Source organism: Arcticibacterium sp. SM2516 (genome assembly GCF_057914865.1).
Window position 1 is genome coordinate 204,658 of the sequence record NZ_CP195290.1, and the last position, 19,584, is coordinate 224,241.

At 36.5% G+C, this 19,584-nt stretch carries 16 protein-coding genes; 12 read left to right on the forward strand and 4 right to left on the reverse strand.

All coding sequences use genetic code 11. From position 1 onward, the window contains the following. The first annotated feature begins 322 nt into the window (after positions 1-322). Complete coding sequence (locus tag ACSBFT_RS00900) at positions 323-1,522, forward strand: carboxypeptidase-like regulatory domain-containing protein (RefSeq protein ID WP_489602930.1); 1,200 nt, start codon at positions 323-325, stop codon at positions 1,520-1,522. On the opposite strand, the gene ychF is transcribed toward ACSBFT_RS00900, so the two are convergent. Continuing rightward, positions 1,512-2,615 carry a redox-regulated ATPase YchF gene (gene ychF / locus ACSBFT_RS00905; RefSeq protein WP_489602932.1) on the reverse strand — a complete coding sequence of 368 codons (1,104 nt, stop codon included), beginning with the start codon at positions 2,613-2,615 and terminating at the stop codon, positions 1,512-1,514. The two genes, ACSBFT_RS00900 and ychF, sit on opposite strands and share 11 nt — an antisense overlap. 140 nt (positions 2,616-2,755) lie before the next feature. Between ychF and ACSBFT_RS00910 the strand changes: the two genes are divergently transcribed. From ACSBFT_RS00910 to ACSBFT_RS00950, 9 genes are all read left to right on the forward strand, one after another. Then, entirely contained in the window at positions 2,756-2,968 is a 213-nt protein-coding gene (locus ACSBFT_RS00910; protein ID WP_463049055.1) for a YgaP family membrane protein, read from the forward strand. Positions 2,969-3,049: 81 nt separating this feature from the next. Next, positions 3,050-3,925 (forward strand): aldo/keto reductase, encoded by an 876-nt coding sequence (locus tag ACSBFT_RS00915; RefSeq protein WP_489602933.1) that lies wholly within the window; start codon positions 3,050-3,052, stop codon positions 3,923-3,925. 214 nt (positions 3,926-4,139) lie between these two features. Beyond that, on the forward strand, positions 4,140-4,709 hold the full coding sequence (locus tag ACSBFT_RS00920) for a Crp/Fnr family transcriptional regulator (RefSeq protein ID WP_489602934.1): 570 nt from the start codon (positions 4,140-4,142) through the stop codon (positions 4,707-4,709). Positions 4,710-4,977: 268 nt separating this feature from the next. Continuing rightward, a complete protein-coding gene (locus ACSBFT_RS00925) occupies positions 4,978-5,664 on the forward strand; it encodes a hypothetical protein (RefSeq protein ID WP_489602936.1) in 687 nt (228 codons plus the stop codon). Positions 5,665-5,703: 39 nt separating this feature from the next. Continuing rightward, a complete protein-coding gene (locus ACSBFT_RS00930) occupies positions 5,704-6,915 on the forward strand; it encodes a hypothetical protein (RefSeq protein ID WP_489602938.1) in 1,212 nt (403 codons plus the stop codon). After that, entirely contained in the window at positions 6,915-7,826 is a 912-nt protein-coding gene (locus ACSBFT_RS00935) for a hypothetical protein (RefSeq protein ID WP_489602939.1), read from the forward strand. The genes ACSBFT_RS00930 and ACSBFT_RS00935 overlap by 1 nt, the downstream gene beginning before the upstream one ends. Before the next feature lie 56 nt (positions 7,827-7,882). Continuing rightward, entirely contained in the window at positions 7,883-8,800 is a 918-nt protein-coding gene (locus ACSBFT_RS00940; protein WP_489602940.1) for a hypothetical protein, read from the forward strand. Positions 8,801-8,837: 37 nt separating this feature from the next. Next, positions 8,838-9,161 carry a hypothetical protein gene (locus ACSBFT_RS00945; RefSeq protein WP_489602942.1) on the forward strand — a complete coding sequence of 108 codons (324 nt, stop codon included), beginning with the start codon at positions 8,838-8,840 and terminating at the stop codon, positions 9,159-9,161. Positions 9,162-9,398: 237 nt separating this feature from the next. Further along, entirely contained in the window at positions 9,399-9,752 is a 354-nt protein-coding gene (locus ACSBFT_RS00950; protein ID WP_489602944.1) for a hypothetical protein, read from the forward strand. Positions 9,753-10,413: 661 nt separating this feature from the next. Here the strand turns inward: ACSBFT_RS00950 and ACSBFT_RS00955 are convergent. Then, on the reverse strand, positions 10,414-11,595 hold the full coding sequence (locus ACSBFT_RS00955) for a DUF4407 domain-containing protein (RefSeq protein ID WP_489602945.1): 1,182 nt from the start codon (positions 11,593-11,595) through the stop codon (positions 10,414-10,416). A 253-nt stretch (positions 11,596-11,848) separates the two neighbouring features. Between ACSBFT_RS00955 and ACSBFT_RS00960 the strand changes: the two genes are divergently transcribed. Then, positions 11,849-13,177, forward strand: a complete 1,329-nt coding sequence (locus ACSBFT_RS00960; RefSeq protein WP_463049058.1) for a DEAD/DEAH box helicase — start codon at positions 11,849-11,851, stop codon at positions 13,175-13,177. A gap of 70 nt (positions 13,178-13,247) precedes the next feature. On the opposite strand, the gene ACSBFT_RS00965 is transcribed toward ACSBFT_RS00960, so the two are convergent. After that, positions 13,248-15,530: a TonB-dependent receptor gene (locus tag ACSBFT_RS00965; protein ID WP_489602947.1), complete on the reverse strand. Its 2,283-nt coding sequence runs from the start codon at positions 15,528-15,530 to the stop codon at positions 13,248-13,250. A gap of 152 nt (positions 15,531-15,682) precedes the next feature. Here ACSBFT_RS00965 and ACSBFT_RS00970 point away from each other — a divergent pair, with 152 nt between their 5' ends. Next, positions 15,683-16,198, forward strand: a complete 516-nt coding sequence (locus ACSBFT_RS00970; protein ID WP_489602949.1) for a DUF8685 domain-containing protein — start codon at positions 15,683-15,685, stop codon at positions 16,196-16,198. 3 nt (positions 16,199-16,201) lie between these two features. Here the strand turns inward: ACSBFT_RS00970 and ACSBFT_RS00975 are convergent, their stop codons facing one another. Next, entirely contained in the window at positions 16,202-19,018 is a 2,817-nt protein-coding gene (locus ACSBFT_RS00975; protein ID WP_489602951.1) for an FG-GAP repeat domain-containing protein, read from the reverse strand. Between the last annotated feature and the right edge of the window lie 566 nt (positions 19,019-19,584).

Here is a 19,584-nt window from a genome sequence, read left to right on the forward strand (position 1 = left end):
GGACCGTAGCTAAATTGTTTCAAATCAGTTCGTAAACTTATTTAAACTCAATCACCAGAACCCTTCATTAGCTCAGGGTAAACCGCTATGCTAATCTCGTTTAAACGACTGATTTATTCCACTTTAAAACTCATTACGATTCTCCTATGTATAAACCGAGTATAAATATACAGATATATCAAAGTTATGTTATTTTGATTTATTGATTTTAAAAATTACCTAGATGGTAGTTTTTTCTTAGTATTTGGCAATTTTGCATGCGGAATGCATCATAAAAACCAAATTTGGTTGTTACATAGATAAGTGTTTTTTAAAAGTGAATATGATAAAGATTATTTTTCTCTCCTTAATGCCATTTTTGGTGTTTTCTCAGGGTGTAGCCACGGTTTTTGGAGAAATTAGAGATAAAGAAACGGGAGATGTATTGCCTTCGGTGGTGATAGACATGCAGTATGGTGGATATTCTTCGAGTTCAAATGCTGAAGGGAAATTTGCTTTTAAGTTTCCAAACTTGGTTTTGGACTCATCCTTTGTGACTTTTTCGTCATTAGGTTATAAGACAAGGATTTTGCCTGCTAGAGAGCTCATGAAGCTTAAATCGAACGAAGTCTTGCTTCAAAAGGCAGAATTAATAGAAACGACTTTAGGTATTTCTGAGGCTAGAAGACTGGTGGAGGCGGCTGTAGATTCTATTAAAAGAAACAACATTAAGAATAACTTTTTCCAGAATGGCTTTTACCAAGAGTCTGCTTTTATAGAAGGTATTGGTGTGGTGAAAATGAAAGAGGCCGTGCTCCGTGTGGAGCGTTTTCCGGACGAAGATGTGGAATATGACAAAATTAGGGTTACTAAATCCAGGTTTCTAGACTGGAGAGGGCAGAGTGCTAAAATTGAAGTTTGGGAGTTTCCTAACGGACCGGCTATTGCTTGCAGAACCATTGAAACGGAGTTGCCAGAGTTCTTAACAAAAGGCAATCTGAAAGACTATGAATTTAGGGTAGATTCTATGCAAACCACCTATAACGACATCCAAGTCTATTCCATAAGCTTTGAACCTAAGTCTGCTAGATTAAGGGGCGGGAGAACGGGGAAGATTTTTCTAGAACCATACAGTAAAGCCATTATAAGATTAGAGTATGATTTAACTAAACGAGCTCTCTCTGATGTGATTGGTGGAGGTTCTGGAAGTATTAAATTAAAAGGAGAGCGTCTAAGATTTGTGAGCCAGTACAGATGGGCTACCAATAAATGGGTACTGCATGAAAACCTGCTCACCATTGATATGGAGTACCAAGAGCGGTTAGATAAGGAGTTTAAAGCGAAAACTCACTGGGAACTAAGGTTTTTGGCCTCAGAAACCAGAGAGTTATCTGCTAGAATGATTAAAGACCCAGAGGTCATCGTGGATACTAAAAGTTTTAGAACCACCTCTGGTTTGAATCCTGAATTTTGGGATTCTTATAATTATATTGTCCCAACGGAAGAAATGATGAAATTACCAGGGAATCACCTTAAACGTTAAATCTAAAGTGCATGATGTCGCCATCTTTCACGATGTATTCTTTTCCTTCTATTCTTAAGCGGCCTACTTCTTTACAAGCCTGCTCAGAACCGTATTTCGTAAAATCGTCATAACTCATTACTTCAGCTTTGATAAAACCTCTTTCAAAGTCGGTATGAATTACGCCAGCTGCTTGAGGAGCTGTCCAGCCTTCTTTAATGGTCCATGCTCTTACCTCTTGAACACCAGCCGTAAAGTAAGTCTTAAGATTAAGAAGTGTATAGGCAGACCTTAAAAGTTTGTCAAGACCCGCTTCTTTCATGCCGTAATCTGCAAAAAACATGGCTTTATCTTCTGGGTCTTCCATTTCTGAGATATCTGCCTCAATGTTGTTACAAAGTACTATCATCTGAGCACCTTCGGCATCAGCTGCTTTTTGAAGTACATCTGAAAATTTATTACCCGTATGCATACTGGCTTCGTCTACATTGGCGATATAAAGTGTAGGCTTTACGGTAAGTAAAAACATATCTGCTATGGCAGGAAGTTCTTCTTTGGTTAATCCCAATTCTCTTACATTTCTGCCTTGCTGCAGCCAAGCCTCACACTTCTCTACCACCTCTAATTCGGCTTTCATTTTGGTGTCTCCACCTACACGAGCCATCTTTCCAATCCTTTTGACTTTCTTCTCGATACTCTCCAAATCTTTCAACTGAAGCTCGTAGTCAATGATTTCTTTATCAGAAATAGGGTTAATGGCCCCTTCGTCTCTGAGTACATTTTCATCTTCAAAACAACGCACCACATGTATAATGGCGTCTACTTCTCTAATATTTCCAAGAAACTTGTTTCCTAAGCCTTCACCTTGGCTGGCACCTTTAACCAGTCCCGCAATATCGACCACCTCTATCTGAGTAGGCACCACTTTATTCGGCTTTACTAGCACTTCCAGCTTGGTTAAGCGGGTGTCAGGTACATCCACAAGGGCTTCGTTAGGCTCAATAGTACAAAAGCGATAGTTGCTAGCTTGTGCTTTGGCACTGGTGGAAACTGCATTAAAAAGGGTAGATTTTCCAACATTTGGTAAGCCTACAATTCCTACTCTTAAAGACATTTTTTCTTTGGATAATTTGAGCCTGCAAAGATAAATAAAAGGTTGAGTCAATCAACATCATTTAGGAATGTGATTATACTCAGTTTTTAAGAAGGAAGACCTGGCTAGTTTTGGTTATCAATAATTAAACAATTACAATCATGAAAAAGAATATGGGTGATACAGATAAGATGATAAGAATAGTTATTGCTTCTATCATAGGCCTCTTGTTTTGGAAAGGTGTTATTGCTGGTGTCTTGGGTTTCGTCCTAGTGGCAGTTGCTCTCGTTTTTCTTTTTACTTCAACGGTAAGTTTCTGTCCAATATATAAGGTTTTGGGTTTAAGTACCTGCCCTGTCAAGCAGAAGAAATAAAGTCTATTATTTAGGGTTTCTGTCGGTGCTAGTAGGTAATTTATTCTATTTTTGTTCTAACGAATAGATAATTTATAAAACATGGAAAAGGTATACCTGAGCGATAGTGGTCCTAAAGTTTCAAAAGCAATTTACAGCTTCTGGAGATGGGAAAATGAAAAAATGACTGACCCTAAAAGAGCAGAGGAGATTATAGACCTTTGTTTAGAATTAGGCATAAACACCTTTGATTTTGGCGATACCTCAGAAAAATTAGAAACGGAGAAAATTGTCAATGCTGTTTTAAGTGGCAAGGGACTAGAGCGTAAGGATATGGTGATTTTTGCGAAATGTGGTATCAGAGAATTGTCTTCTGGACAGCCATATTTTGATAATTCAAAAAGCTATTTGTTGGACTCTGTAGATAAGTTTTTAAATGACTTACAAACAGATTACTTGGACATTTTCCTTTTAAATGGTTTCGACTATACAGCAAATCCGGAAGAAACCGCTTTGGTTTTACAGCAAATCATTCATACAAAGAAAGCGAAGCATATTGGTATTGCCAATTTTACAGTGGATCAACATAAACTGTTAGCTAAGCATCTAAGTATTCCTATTGTTACCAGTCATATTGAGTTAAATCTTTTAGATACTAGCCCTATCAGAGATGGAAGGATAGATTTCATCAAAGAGCAATACGCCAAACCTCTTGTTTGGTCTCCTCTGGCAGGCGGTGAAATCCTAGAAGGAGGTTCTGAACAGGCTATTCGTTTGCGTAAAGTTTTAAAAGCCGTTGCAGAAAAACATAATGCTAATTTGGAGCAAATAGCCGTGGCATGGTTAATAAGCTTAGGTGTTTTACCAATTATAGGCTCTCTAAATCTAGAAAGAATTAAAAATGTGGCCACAGCCACAGATATAGTACTTTCTAAAGAAGATTGGTATGAGATTTATTATGCTTCTTTAAGTAAATAGATATTCAGCTATTTAAAGGGCTGGGGCTAATTCATTAAAAAGGTATTTTAATGAAGACTTACTTGGTTCTAGCCCAATATTAATTTTTGTAATGTATTTTTTTAATACAAGGAGTTTGTATAGCCTTGACTTACAGACTATACTGGAAATAAATTTATAATTCTTCAGATATTTATGTGTTTTTGTTTTCTACTTTTACGGAAAAATCACACACATGAACACAACATTCTCAGCGTATATAAATTTACTCTTTCCTGAAACAGAAGGCTTATCCTCCCTTTTTAGGCGTCATGAAATCAAGGAAATGGAGTTACTATTAAGGATAGGCGACTTTAGCGACTGCATTTACTATTTGGAAGAAGGCATTGTTAGGGAGTTTGCAAAGAATGTCTCCGGAGAAAATATGGAAGAATCTACATTTTGGATTTTAGGAAGTGGTAATTGGTTTTTCAGTATTGAAAGTTTTGTGTCAAAAATGCCCAGTAGATATGCTCTGCAAGCTCTTTCCCCGTGTATTTGTTACGCCATTTCAAAAGAAGAGTTTCTAAATCTGAAAGATAGCTCTGGCTCGGGGCTTATTGATTTATATGAAAACTACTTACTGAAACTTGAAAAAAGAAACCGATTATTAAGGATTAAAAGTGCCGAAGCAAGGTTAGAATTATACGAAAAAGAATACCCTGAGCTGGCCAATAAGGTAAAACTAAAATACCTAGCCTCTTTTCTGAATATAACGAACTCCGAACTAAGCCGTATACGTAGCAGACGCCGCCGAAACGACTAGATTAATTTCTTGCGTTTTGTCAATTTTTTGTGTGAAAGAATTGGCAGAGATTTGAGCGAAAATCTAATGGCCACCAATCTTACCAAATTGCAACTTTTTTCAGGAGCGATTTGCGATGTTGCTGAATTCTGGGATTAATGAAACTTGAGCAAAATATAGTTCAGACTCAGAATGCCTGACGGATACTATGAAAGGGGGCAAAGTTGATGCAAAAGTAATGATGGGAGACAAAGAAGAAACTCAAAGAATCTTAATTAAATAAAGAATCATGAAAAACAGTATAACATTAATATTACTTACCCTCACCCTCTTCTCCTGCAAAGAAGCAGTGGTAGAAAGTGACTTGCCTCTTGGATGTCCAGAAGAATTTACTTCTTCCTCCCTTGATTATTCAGCCAATTATGTTGCGATACCAGACTCCGGCTTTGAACGTTGGCTTGTAGATTGGAAATATGATTCTGATGGCCAAATAAATGGTAAAATGCTAATGAGTGATGCCCTGAAAATCACAGAACTGGGTGTTGTTAATTCATATAGTTTGGATAAGCAATACATTACCAAAGATTTAACAGGTATTGAGTATTTCAAAAACTTAACCAAGCTATCCGTAGTAAACTGCTTAGAAGATAGTCTAGATTTATCACATAATAAGGCACTAACTGAATTTTCCTACTCTGCCTTTTCAGGAGGAGGTGGTTCGTACGAATTAGATAAAACACTAAGCTATTTAAAATTGGGTCCAAATGAAAATCTAAAAAGCTTGGGAATATCCGTAGTTTGGATGAAAGAAATTGATATTTCTGGCTTCCCTAATCTGGAGAAAGTTTTTATAAGTAGTAAACCACTTACGACAATTTTCATTTCAACTAAAGAGCAAAAAGAAAGGCTAATTAATAGTAACTCAGTTTTGTTGGGAACCAATCAAGAAGTGACCTACAAAATCTGTAAAAAATAAAACTCATCCTTCACGCATCACGTGAAGGGTGAAATTTCAATGAAAAACATATTCATTTTTTCATTAATGGCTCTTTCCCTCTTCTCCTGCAAAGAAGCAGTGGTAGAAAGTGACTTGCCTGTTGGATGTGCTAACAACCCAATTCTGAAAAATCTGGATTTTACTCAGCAATATGTTACCATCCCCGATAGTGTTTTCGAGAAACAATTGATAAGCCAGTCTTTTGATTCGGATAATACTGTAAACGGCAAAATAGCTATTATAGATGAATCAAGAATAATCCTTCCTAACTTAAAGTGGGGTATTTATGGAGTCTCTCTTACTGCTGAATCAATATCTGGAGGTGGTAATACAAAGCATTTTAACATTGTTAATAACTATAGTTTTCCAAATCAACCAAGCCAAAGTTGGCTTTATTCTTTGCCAAACACTCCTTCAAGCATGACACCTATTCAAGTGGGAATTAGTAATATAAATTCAAATGTTATAAAACAGCAAGAATTGATCGCCGCAAACAATTCGTCTTATATCTCTTATTTCTTTAATACTGATTCATACTCGACACTATATATTCTTGGTTCTGCAAGACAAGAAGATGGGGTACATTTTAATGGAACTGGATTATATGGGTTAGGCATTAATGCCATTACTGGGCCATCAAATGGGACGCCAGGTGTTTTAACAAAAACGCCAGTTCCGCCCACCGCTATTCCAAAAATAACCATTTCAGGGTCTTTAGGGAGCTATACTGTTAATGTGGTTGCACCTTCAGGTGTTACTTATGTAAGTAAGCAGTGGTATACGACCACTTCATCAAAGTTTAATCAGACATTAAATAATTCTACTTCAAACGGAACATTGGGCGGTAGTACAAGCAGCATTACTGGCTTTGTAAAGGACAATGTAGGGAGAACATCAATTATTCCATTTTGCAGTGTTTCAGGGGCACCAGCGGCAAGAATGGCCGAACAAAATGAGTCTACAGTTTATCCTAATCCTGCAGATCTAAATCAAAAGTATATAAACATTGCTCTCTCAACTATAAATTATGGTAAAGAAATTAAAGTAGAGCTTCTAAGCGAAAGAGGTGAATTACTTTATCAAAAGAATTATAAATCACCTGAAACTACTACAGGGAAAATAGTCGTTAAATATCTAGAGCTACCAAAAATAGACTTTGGAGGTATGATTTATGTTAAAGTAATAAGTGACGATGATACAATTGAAACAAAAAGATTAATTATTGAATAATGAAAATATTAAGCATTTCATTTGGAAGAATACTCTTGAGTATTCTTCCATTCATAATCCTAACCTTCGCTGGCTGCAAAGAAGAAGTAGTAGAAAATGAAACAGAAGAAATAGTCATCAAAGAGCCTGAAAAAGAAACTCCAGAAGTAGAGGAACTCCCCGAAATAGATAGCACCCTCGCCTACATTGAAATACCCGATACTACGCTTCAAAAGTTTTTGATCAAAGCAAACATAGATAGTGACCGTAGGGTGAATGGCAGGGTTTATCTCAAAGATGTGGAGAAGATCGATTCCTTAAATGTAAACCTGTATAGCGAAAATAATAATTATGTACGCTATCATTCATTAAAGGGTTTAGAACAGTTCCCGAACTTGAGAAAACTAGAAATGATACAGCTTATTGATTCAGTAGATCTATCACAATTTAAGAAGCTGACACATTTCAAGTTTAATTTAATCTATAATAACAATCAAATGGGTTTTCTCAATACTACTGGAGCGGATAATTTGAAAGAAATTATTTTTGGTACTGATTATATCCGAAGTCAGGCCTATAATTTTACGATTTCTGAAATTAAGTTACCCAAACTTAATCTAACCAATAATAAAAAACTTGAAAAATTAGTCTTGTACGGTATGAAAAACTTAAAAGATCTTGATCTAAGTCAGAACGTAGCATTGAAAAGTCTTTCATTGATAGTTGTAAGAGAAATGGAAGGTCTTGATTTGACTAATAATACCAGTTTAGAAAGATTGGTTATTATTGATAGCGATAAAATAAATACTATATGTATTAATAAGAATGTAGAAATTCAAGGGTCGAATCAAAGTAATTATAAACTAAAAGGAATTGAACTTTACTTAGATTTAAACAATCAAGAAAAATTTAGATTTACGCATTGTGAGTGAGGTTGACTGTAGGTAGAGAAGAGCAACAATGGAGTGGAGATAACATCTAAAGGAAAATGAAAACATTGAAAAAATACAATAGTAGAATACGCTGGAGCATTCTTCCATTCTTCCTTCTCGCTTTCACCGCATGCAAAGAAGAAGCAGTAGAAAAAGAAATAGAAGGAGTAGTCATCAAAGAGCCTGAAAAAGAAACTCCAAAAGTAGAGGAACTACCTGAAATAGATAGTACCCTCGCATACATTGAAATACCCGATACTACACTTCAAAAGTTTTTGATCAAAGCAAACATAGATAGTGACCGTAGGGTAAATGGCAGGATATATCTTAAAGATGTGGAAAAGATAGATTCATTGGTAATAGGGATTGTTCAGGATGAACGTTTCCAAGTACTTTATTATCGTTCATTAGAGGGTTTAGAGCAGTTTCCTAATTTGAAGAAATTGACCATTCGACAAGTTATGGATTCTGTTAATCTATCGCAGTTTAAGAATTTAACACATTTCACTTATCAATTGGACTACGGTTTTAGCAAACCCTACCACGTAATTACAAAAGGAGCTGAAAACTTGAAAGAGTTGGTATTGGGTGCAGACTATAATCCAAGGTTTCCAGGTTCTTTCCCCATTAATACTGGAATAGGAATCAAACATTTGAATTTGAGGGAAAATAAGAAATTAGAAAAACTAGTTCTATTTGGTGCTTATTATTTACAGGAAATAGATCTGAGTGAGAATACCGTCTTAAAAAGTCTTTCGATAATTGCTTCTCATGCAGTGAGTATGGTCAATCTGAATAGAAATAGTCAATTGGAAAGACTGGTCGTTATTAAAAACTGGTCTCTAGAAAATATTTGCGTGAATAAGTATTTGGAAATTTCAGGGAATAGTTCTGAAAATTATCAACTAAAAGGTCTGAATCTATACCTGGACCTTTACAACCCTGAAAAATTTAGTATTACCCATTGTCAATAGGGTTTAAGTTAAATTCTTTGAAAACTTTAGAATAAAAGTGAATACATTAAAAAAACTAAGTAGTTATTCATATTGGTGCATTATTCCATTCACCATCCTAGCCTTAACCGGATGCAAAGATGAAACGGTAGAAAAGGAGCAGGAAACTGAAGAAACGATAATTAAGGAGCCAGAGGTTGAGGTGTTACCTGAAATTGACAGTAGCCTGGCTTTCATAGAAATACCTGATACATCCTTGCAGAAGTTTTTGATCAAAGCCGGTATTGATAGCGACCTAAGAGTAAATGGCAGGGTTTATCTTAAAGATGTCGAAATGATTGATTCTTTAAATGTAAATCTGATTAGTGAAAATAACAACTAAGTTGACTATCACACTATTGAAGGCTTAGAGCAGTTTCCAAAGTTAAAAAAGTTAATTATCCCTAATATTGCCAATACAACATTAGACTTATCAAAATTTAAAAATTTAGTCTACTTTAAAGTTGGGGATACCGAGCAGGGTCGCGGCCCTTCTGAAAGACTTATTACCGATAGTGCTGAAAATCTAAAAGAGTTAATTCTCGGTCGAGATATTCCTCCTGGACAGAAAGTTTACGGAATGTATGCACCTGAGTTTCACATAAAACGTTTTGATTTTAAAAATAATAAAAAATTAGAAAGGCTGGTTTTATATAGCTTTAGAGATTTAGAAGAATTAGACCTTAGTGAAAATACAGCACTGAAGAGCTTAACATTATTTTCAATAAGAAGCAGGATGAAGCCATTAAACCTAAAAAATAATATCAACTTAGAAAGCTTAACGTTCCGTCAAAATTATTACCTAGATAGTGTCTGTGTAAATAAAGAAATAGAAATTCAAGGTACTGATGGTACCAACTACCAACTAAAAGGAGTCAATCTAATATTTGACCTTTACAACGCTGAAAAATTCAGGTTTACGCATTGTGAGTGAATCAACGGAAAAAACAAGACCATGTCAAATAATAACCACCTCTCCGTTTAAGATTAAGAGGTGGTAGTGGTAGTAATGCTGGTGGCGGTCACTTAGCACAAGGTAAGGTATAGTTTTTAGGAGAAAATAGTAAATTAAAAAGTATTCATTTCGGCTCGACTAATTTTGCTGAGATTAATTTGCGAGACACTCCAAATGTTGAGGTTTTGGATGTGCAAGCGAATAGGAATAGCGGCAACAATGCTCCTCCCGTTTTATATCTCCGTAAATAATTCCAATGCTATTAAAAACGGTTGGAAGATAAATTACAATACTACCTATGTGGTTTGTAAATGAATTGGGAAACTCATTTCACGTAGGTCTATTATAAATCAAATTAAAGCAGCAGTACTTACAAGAAGAACGAGGCTACAAAATTGAGAAAAAGACGGCCAAAAGATAATGGATAAATAAATAATGGATAAAAATAAGTGAATCTCTCCGACCCTTTACAAACGGTTTGACTTTTAAAGAAGTCTACACATAATTGACATCATAACGGACTTTACTGCAATAATTTTATGTCTTTTTTCTACTAATTCTTGTGCTCAAAGGCGTAAGGGATTCGGCTTGAAATTTAAAAAGGAGTGGCATTTTTAAGATGCCACTCCTTTTATTTCTCTCAATAACTAGAATCTCCGCTCAGCGTAAGTTTACTCTTGAAAAGGTTCCAGTAGTATTTAGCAGTGCCTTCTTCGTCTTGTTTCCAGGCTTTTAATAAGCCTTCCAGTTTTTCGTGACTTACGCCTTTGGCGTCTTCAAAAAATTTCTTTTGAAGCTGAGATTCGCTTTCCATTCTTAGCGATTTTAACTCTTCTAATTTGGCCAGAAGAATATCCTTCTCATGTTCTAACTCTGTCATTTCTTCCATTTCTATCATACTCACACGCTTTTTATAACTCTCCATTTTAAATAGCATTTTGGCTATCAAGGCTGAAAGCTCTATCAGAATAAGGATTAATGAAAGTAAATAAAATCTAAATTTAAGAGCTCCAGAGGTGTCTTTTTGTAGTAAAGATTCCAAGGCCTCTGCCTGAATTAAAGTACCAAAAACATTATTTTCACTTTGGTAAAGCTCAATTTCGGCATTGACTTTATGATTAAAGGTGTCAATCTTAGATTGTAAAACCTCAATCTTAGAAATATTAGCAAGTTTTAACCCCGCCAAATCTTCTTCATAGCGTCTTAGTATTTTTTCTTTTTGTTTAGCTACGGTGCTGTAGCCATATTTTCCGGTGCCGCCACTGCCGTCCATCTCAATTTTAAAGTCAGCTTCAGCCTGACCCAAAAGATTTTGAGTGTCGTCAAGCTGAGTTTGTAAAGTTGCCTTTTGAGCGGTTAGCTCATCAATATCGGATTTATAAAGGGCTTCCAGTTCAATTTTCCTTTCTGCCACTTTTTTATCTGCCAATATTTCTACCTCTCTACTTATTTCTGGCTGATAAAACTTCAAAATCATAGGCTGCGATAAAAACACACCTAAAAGAATAGCCAAAATAAATCTAAAGCCTAAAGAAAAATAGTTGGTTTTTCCGGAAGACATGGAGGAAATCATAGCTCTATCAAAAGCTATGATAAAGAAACCCATAAAAAGACCTGCCAAAACAGCAAGGACGATATTGCTAGAGAAGGTTTGAAAGAAGAATGTCCATGCCAAGGTGGCGTAAAGGCCCACAATGATGAGCAGCACACCAATAATTTTAGAGTGAAATTTATCTATACCGCATGCCGCGATAATGCTGGGCTTAAAACCCGCAAGATTCCATAGGAATCTGTCCAGCTGAGTGCTGTCTTTTTCGTTCATATTTTTTTATAAGATAATAGCTGGTTAAATTTAACTGACTGAAGTCAATGGCTTATCAACTATTTTTTAGATGGTAATATTTTACTTTAAGTGGTCTTTTTTTTCGCCTTATCTTGGCTTAATGCCTTGAACATCTGTGTTTGAAGATTTATAAGTTTGGCTTAAGAAAATAGAATTAATAATTAAGCCGTACCTTTGCGGCTTAATCCGAAACAACTCTTAAAACAGAATTGTTGTTTCATAAACAGTTCTTATGTCATTTGAAAAATTGGGCTTGTCAAAATCTTTGTTACAAGCCATTGATAAAAAAGGTTATACGAAACCATCACCCATTCAGGAAAAAGCAATTCCAAGAGTTTTAGAAGGAAAAGATGTTCTAGCTTCTGCACAAACAGGAACAGGTAAAACCGCAGGTTTTACACTGCCTATTCTACAACTTTTGTCAGAAGCTCCGTTAGATAGAAGAAGGCCTATTAGAAGTTTGATTCTTACACCAACAAGAGAGCTGGCTGCTCAGATTTACGAAAACGTAAGAGAATATGGTGAGTTTTTAGATATCAAATCTACCGTGATTTTTGGTGGGGTAAATCAAAACCCACAGGTTAGAACTCTAAGACAGGGCGTGGATATATTGATAGCCACTCCGGGTAGATTATTGGATTTGCATTCGCAAAAGGCTCTTTCACTTAGCCAAGTGGAAATTTTAGTTTTAGATGAAGCAGACCGTATGTTAGATATGGGCTTCCTGAGAGATATAAAGAAAGTATTGGCTCTTATTCCTGCCAAAAGACAAAACCTTTTATTCTCTGCTACATTCTCTAAAGATATCAAAAAGCTAGCGGGTGAGTTTTTACACAATCCAGTATTGGTAGAGGCTACACCAGAGAATACTACTGCAGAGAAAGTAGAGCATCAAGTATATTTTGTGGATGCTGGTAATAAAACGGAATTAGTGTCGAAACTGATTTTGGAGGGAAATTGGAATCAAGTTTTGGTTTTTACGAGAACAAAACATGGTGCCAACAGGCTGAGTGAAAAACTAAGTAAACAAAGAATTTCGTCTGCGGCCATTCATGGAAACAAGACTCAAAATGCTAGAACAAAGGCCTTAGCAGGTTTTAAAGATGGCGAAATCAGAGTTTTGGTAGCTACGGATATTGCAGCACGTGGGCTTGATATTCCTCTTTTACCGCATGTTATAAACTTTGAACTGCCTAATGTACCAGAAGACTATGTTCATAGAATTGGACGTACAGGAAGAGCAGGGGCTAGCGGAGAAGCCATTTCTTTGGTTTCGGTAGACGAGATGACTTTTCTACGTGATATTGAAAAGTTATTGGGTCAAAAATTACCAAGTAGTGTCTTAAAAGGTTTTGAGCCTTCAGACGAGCCTACCTCTAAGGCGGAAAAAGCCGCATTAAAGCAGAATAATAGAAGACCAAATCCAAGAAGAGAATCTGGAAATTCTTCTGGAGGAGGTGATAGAAGGAGAGATTCTGGAAATTCTTCTGGTGGGGGAGATAGAAGGAGAGAGTCTGGGAGTTCTTCTGGAGGAAGAAGAGAATTTAAAGGAAGACGTTAAAATAAACGTTTGAGTTAGTCTTATTAAAAGGAGCCCTTACGAAAGGCTCCTTTTTCTGTTTCTAAGAATTTTAGGGCAGATTCCATCTCACTCCCAAAAAGCCTCGGATGCCCTGATTTGGGGCATAAACATAACTAGGGTCAAAAGTTAATGCGTAAGGATTGTTTGTCGTAGGCACCACATCACCAGCGGCATTAAATGTCACTTCTTTATCAAACGGGTCAAAGGATCGGGCAATACTATTGGCTGCAGGCGTAAAGTTTAAAAGATTTTTTACACCACCATAAATTTCTACAGTCGAACTTTTAGGTGAATACGTAAACTGAATATTCTGAATGCTCCACCATGGCGAAGTATCAGGTCTTGGGTCTGATGCACCAAGTATCGGAAGCTCCATCGGTCCATAAAGGTTACCTGTGTAATCTACCATAATGTTTATACTCGGGATAGTGTATGACGCTGACCATGTGCCACTGAAGTGCTCTGTAAGGAGTGGTCTTTCTGTTTCGCCATCTTTAATAAGCGTGTTGTCCATGAGTGTGGCTCCTGTCAATAGCTTTAGACCATTAGCGAAATTAAAGTCAACATTGGCAGAAATACCCTTAGATACCGCATAGCCATCTAGGTTATCATAAATTATTTTCTGAGGGTCTGTGCTATAATCAGGCACTATTCTATTATTGAAATGCGTATAGAAAGCGGTGAAATCTAAACCAATAAAGCCGCTGTTTTTGGTAAAGAACTTACCCATATAGTTAAGGTTGGCGTTAATGCTCTTTTCTGGTTTTAGTTCACTAAGAATATCTACTTTTCTAGCTCCTGTGAGGGCGGCATGGTCTTCTGTAAAGAGGTTGACTACTCTAAAACCTGTACCTACATTTAGCCTGACAATGTTAAATTTGTTCAGATTGTATTTGTACGCTGCTCTTGGTGTATGAATGCCGCCATGTTTTTGATGGTAGTCGAAGCGATATCCCAAAAGCACTTTTTGTTTTTTATCTAATGTGATTTCGTCTTGTAAAAAAGCACCGGGCAAAAGACTGTTTTCAGGTTTAGAAATATTGATATTTTCTGCTGAGGCTGTGGCTGGTGTATTGTCGTCATAAAAGGTATGGCGAGCCGCTATTCCTGAAAGTAGGTCATGGTTTTTTAGAGACTTGTCCCAGGTCATTTGTGCAAAACCAATATTCTGTTTGGCAAAGAAAGGTAGGTCGCCATAATAGGAATCTTGGTCATGATTATTATACGAGAATGTAAGAGCCAGTTTCTCTTTTGTAGGTAGATCATATTTCCCTAAAACCTCCCATCTTTTGGTATAAATACTCTCTCCATACTTTTCTGTGCCGCCTCTAAAGGCTTCAGTCCAGTCCATTTCGCCACCCCATCTGTTTTCATAAAAGTATCTGGCGGCTATGTTGAAGTATTTATCTCCGCTGTGTTTGACACTCCATTTATGAAATAAAGAAATACGGTGCTGTAAGGTTACATCAGTGAAGTTGTCACTATTATTATCAATAGGGTTTTGGTAGTTATAGTAATTGATACCTGTTAAGGTCTGGATTTTGGAGCCAACGGCTTGTTTAAAACCCAAATCCACGTTTAGTTCTTGCCAGCTGGTAGCCATCACATCTACAGATAGTTTGTCGGCTTTTAAAGGTGATTTGGTGATGATATTGATAAGCCCCCCTACGGCCTCACTGCCATATAAAGAAGACGCAGGTCCTTTTACCACCTCAACACGCTCTATCAAAGAATTTGGAATTCCGGAAAGACCATAAACGGTAGACAGTCCACTCACTATGGGCATGCCGTCCAGTAAAATCATGGTATACGGTCCTTCTAAGCCGTTAATGTGAATGTCACCGGTGTTGCAGACGTTGCAGTTGAGCTGCGGTCTTACACCGTTTACGTTTTGCAGGGCCTCAAAAACATTCGGTGTTGGGTTTCTTTTAAAAAACTGTGGCGTGTAAATCTCCACCGGTACAGGTGTTTCTAAGCGATTTACTTCTTTCATGGTACCTGTAACAACTACTTCGTTAAGAGATGCTGCTGCTGCGTTTAAGATAATCTCAATTTCTGTGTTAGAAAGGTTTGAGAGAACAACTGACAATGTTTGTTTTTGGAAACCTATGGAGCTTACCATTAATTTGAACGTTCCGGCATTTAATGCACGCATCTCAAAATAGCCCTCTTCTGAAGAAAGAACAGACCTGTTTTCTGATGGAATTAAGAGCGTAGCAAAGGGCACACCCTCGCCGGTGTCACTAACTACCCTGCCTGTTAGATTTCCGTTTTGAGCCAGTGCTATATGCCCAAATCCTATAAGAAATATGATGCGTATGAGTCTTTTCAAAATTAATAATTAGCTAGGTGTTAAAAATGTAACACACGAATATAAAAATAAAATTTAGAGTTGCCTAAAAAAGAATAAAAACATGCTGAATTTTGATTTCAGATTATTTTGGCATAGCCTTTGAAATTAACTATTAAACAAAACCAATAGCAATGAAATTTTTAGGAATAGGCAGTAGAGTAAAACATGAAGAGTACGGTTTAGGCGTGGTGATGAATGTGCATTCTACTTATTATGATATCACTTTTTATAATCAAGGCAGCTTTAAGGTCGATCTTGAGGAGGATCTAGAAATAATAGAATATGTAGGTGCAGAGTCTGATATGGTTTCTATGTTTGACGTAGAGCAAACGCTTATAAAATTACTTCAAAAGTGGAACGGGCAAACTGAAACCGTGCCTTTAGGTGATAGATGGAAGGGTGGAACCCTCATTTTGAAGCCCGCCGACGATAATCTTTCTTCCAAAGAAATGCCTATTGAAACCTTCTTTCATAAAATAGTGATGATGCGTGACAAGCTACGTGTGCTTGAGCAAAAGGTAAATGCCAGTGATTTGTCTGACGAAGCTAAAGTGGACTGCCAGCAATACATTACCCGCTGCTACGGCTCTATGACCTCTTTCAATGTGCTTTTTAAAAATACAGGACAACAGTTTAGTACGAAGTAAATTCTACTTTACTTTTTGTATGACTATTGGAATGCAAAATTTAATGCACTGTTGCATTTCAAAGTTTTTGTAGAGTTTTGATTTAAAGCCATTAGAGGAGGCTCCTCCTAGGAATAAATCAATCCTTGAGTTATTGTCGATGTCGCCAAAAGCAAAGAAGCCAAAAGCTACATTCTCAAAAATGGAGTTTCTATATTTTTGAAATTTACCAGAACCATTATTTAGGTATAATTCGGTAAGGCTTTTATTATTTTTATCCCAACCACTAATTACAAAATCTAGATCTCCATCATTGTCAACATCTGCGGTGGCTAGAGCGGAAAAACGAAGTGGAGTAAAATGATTTGAGGAATCTACACTAAAGTTTCCTAAACCATCATTTAGGTATAGAATTGTATGCGTGCCATCCAAATTTACTCCAGATAAAATTAAGTCTAAATCATTGTCATTGTCAATGTCAAAAAATGCAGATGCTGATTGAGATACATTTACAAAAGGTGTATTTAAGCTTTCTGTAAAGTCACCAAAACCATTATTGATGAAGAGTTTTGTGAACTTTTCATTTGAAGCGTTGGAGCCTGAAATTAACAAGTCTATCGAGTTATCAGCATTGATGTCGCCGGTGGTTATAGAAGAATACTCAAGACCTTCTATGATGAAAGTGTTACTTTGAGTAAATAATCCTGTTCCGTCATTAAAATATATTTGGGTAATAACATTTGGGTAGTTTACTCTACCACTTAGTACGATATCCAATGACGAATCATTATTCAAGTCTACAAGGTGGATAGATGCATTGTCTATACCCGGCAAGCTGTTTCTACCGTCTATTGTAAAGTTACCCAATCCGTCATTTAAATAAAGCTCAGTAAGGTTTTTTGAATTATTATTGCCTGAGAGTAGTAAATCCAAATCACCGTCACCGTCTACATCACCAGGCATTATAGAAGAAAAGGCTATGTCAGGTAAATTTGGGTTATCATAAATTGTAAAATCACCTGAACCATTATTTTTATAAGTAGCGGTAATTCTTTCTGAAAAAGTGACCTGTGAGCTTCGCCCTGAAATTATTAAATCAAGATCGCCATCTCCATCCATGTCAAACAAATTTGAAGAGCCCGCTGCTACTCCTTTAAAAGGAGTGTTTATTTGCTCCACAAAGCCTAGCGAATCGGGATAAGAGTTCACTATATTTAGATTCAAAGTTATGATAGAATCACATCCTATTTGATTTTTTAAAGTGTAGGTTGCTGTGGTGGTATCGGAGGTATATGTTTTACCATCCATCCAGATAAAGGAGTCGTAAGCCGTATGGCTATCCGTACTATATGAAGGCTCTAAAATAGTTAAATTTAATGTTACTACGGAGTCTCCACCTGCGGCGTTTTTTAATGCAAAAGTGGAGAAGTCATTGTCTTCGCAGTAAGTATAACCATCTATCCAAACTAGAGAATCACATACTGCAAAAGTTTGTGTTGCCGTATTTGAATTCTCAATAGTCAGGTTTAAGGTTATCAGCGAGTCGCAGCCTTGACTGTTTTGGCTTAAATATGTTGCCGAATTGGTACTTGAAGTATAAGTTATATCATCTATCCATTCAAAACTAGAAGCGGCTACATAGGTCTGTGTGGAATAAATTGGCACACAAGTGCTGGCGTAATTGTAATAAATAGAAGCAGTTGGTTTTCCTGTGGAGAGGGTACCAGAGATGATGAAATCTAAGTCGCCATCTCCATCAATATCTGTGACATCCATGGCGGACCTTCCAATGGGCTGAATAGTGAAAGCCGAAGTTTCTGTAAACTGACCGTTTGCATCGTTTAAATAAATTTTGCCGGCACTACTATTGATTCCACCACTTATAACCAAGTCTTCGTCTGAGTCGTTATCGATATCAATAAACTTAGCAGTGCCCGTATCTATCTGAATAAAGCTATTGCTTTCGTCTTTTGAGAAGTTCCCATTCCCGTCATTTAGGTACAAGGCAGAATGACTTTGATTCAGTGCTATTAAGCCTGTAATTATAATATCAAAGTCGCCATCATTTTCAACATCAGAATAATCAATGGAAGAATAAATTAAACCTGGCAAAGTGGTACTATCTGTGATATTCAAATTACCATTTCCATCATTTAGGTAAATGTTGGTTTTGTAGGATTGACTATTTCCGTTAGACCCTGATAAGATTAGGTCGGAATAATTATCATTATTTAAGTCAATCGACAATAAACTTCCTAGGTAGAAACCCTCTAATTCTTGGTGTTCCGAAAAGTTACCTTTGCCATCATTGAAAAAAGTTTTTGAAATTTGATTGTTCTCAGTTTTCCCATTAATGTTAGTATAAGAATTTCCACTTAAGATAATATCTTGGTCACCATCATTGTCAAAATCTGTGAAGGCTACAGAGGAATGACTCATCGCTGGCAACCCTGTGTTCTTCAATTCAAAAAAATCACCCTTACCTGCGTTTAGGTATAGTTTTGTTATTCTTTCGCCATCGTCATTTCGTCCGGTTAATAGAAGGTCTTGGTCATGGTCGCCATCAATGTCGGCAAAGGCGGCAGACGATTCCCAAACTTTTTCAAAAGGGTTTTCTTTTGGTGAAAAATAGCCATTGCCAGAGTTTAGGAATAATTCTGTTTTGCCTTTGAAAACAAAATCTTGGCCCGTCATGAATAGGTCTGGTCTACTATCGCCATTGAGATCTTTGAAAATTACAGAACCTTCGAAGAGTCCACCTTGTGGAAAGCTACTTGGATATATTTGCCCTATGGTCGCAAATGATGTTAGTAAAAGTAAGGAAGAGATTAGTTTTTTCATGTGTGGATTGTAAGCAAATCAGTGGATTTATCCAGTACGAAAATAAGCAAATATCATACCTACGGTGTCATATCTCAATGTTAAATTTATCTTAAAAGAATGTAGACAAGGTTCTTACCGTAGGTCTTTTAAATTACAATCAATTTAGCTCTAGAGCAGGAGTATATTAATAAGGATGCTATTCGTTTGGTGTTATTTTGGAACTTAATGCCAAAATCATGACAAGAATTAAATCATATAATACAAAGGCTCACCTTTCTGTAAACTGAGAATTTGTAAATTTTTGGAAGCCTAAATGGGTTAATATCTCATTAATCCATACTCTTGGACACCTTCGGTCAAATTGACCTTCTTTTCAGTCAAGTGAATGCTTCCTTTCTTATTTATGAAAAACAACATTGCCGAGATACTAGCTAAGGGCAATCTATGAATCACTTTATTGTTATCAGTTAAGAGTGAAGTTTTCTGATTTCAACTCAATGGTTTCTGAAAAGCACTGAAAAATGCCGTGAGATTTCAGTTCCATGGCCTATGAAAGATTAGCAATTTTACTTTATGAAAATATA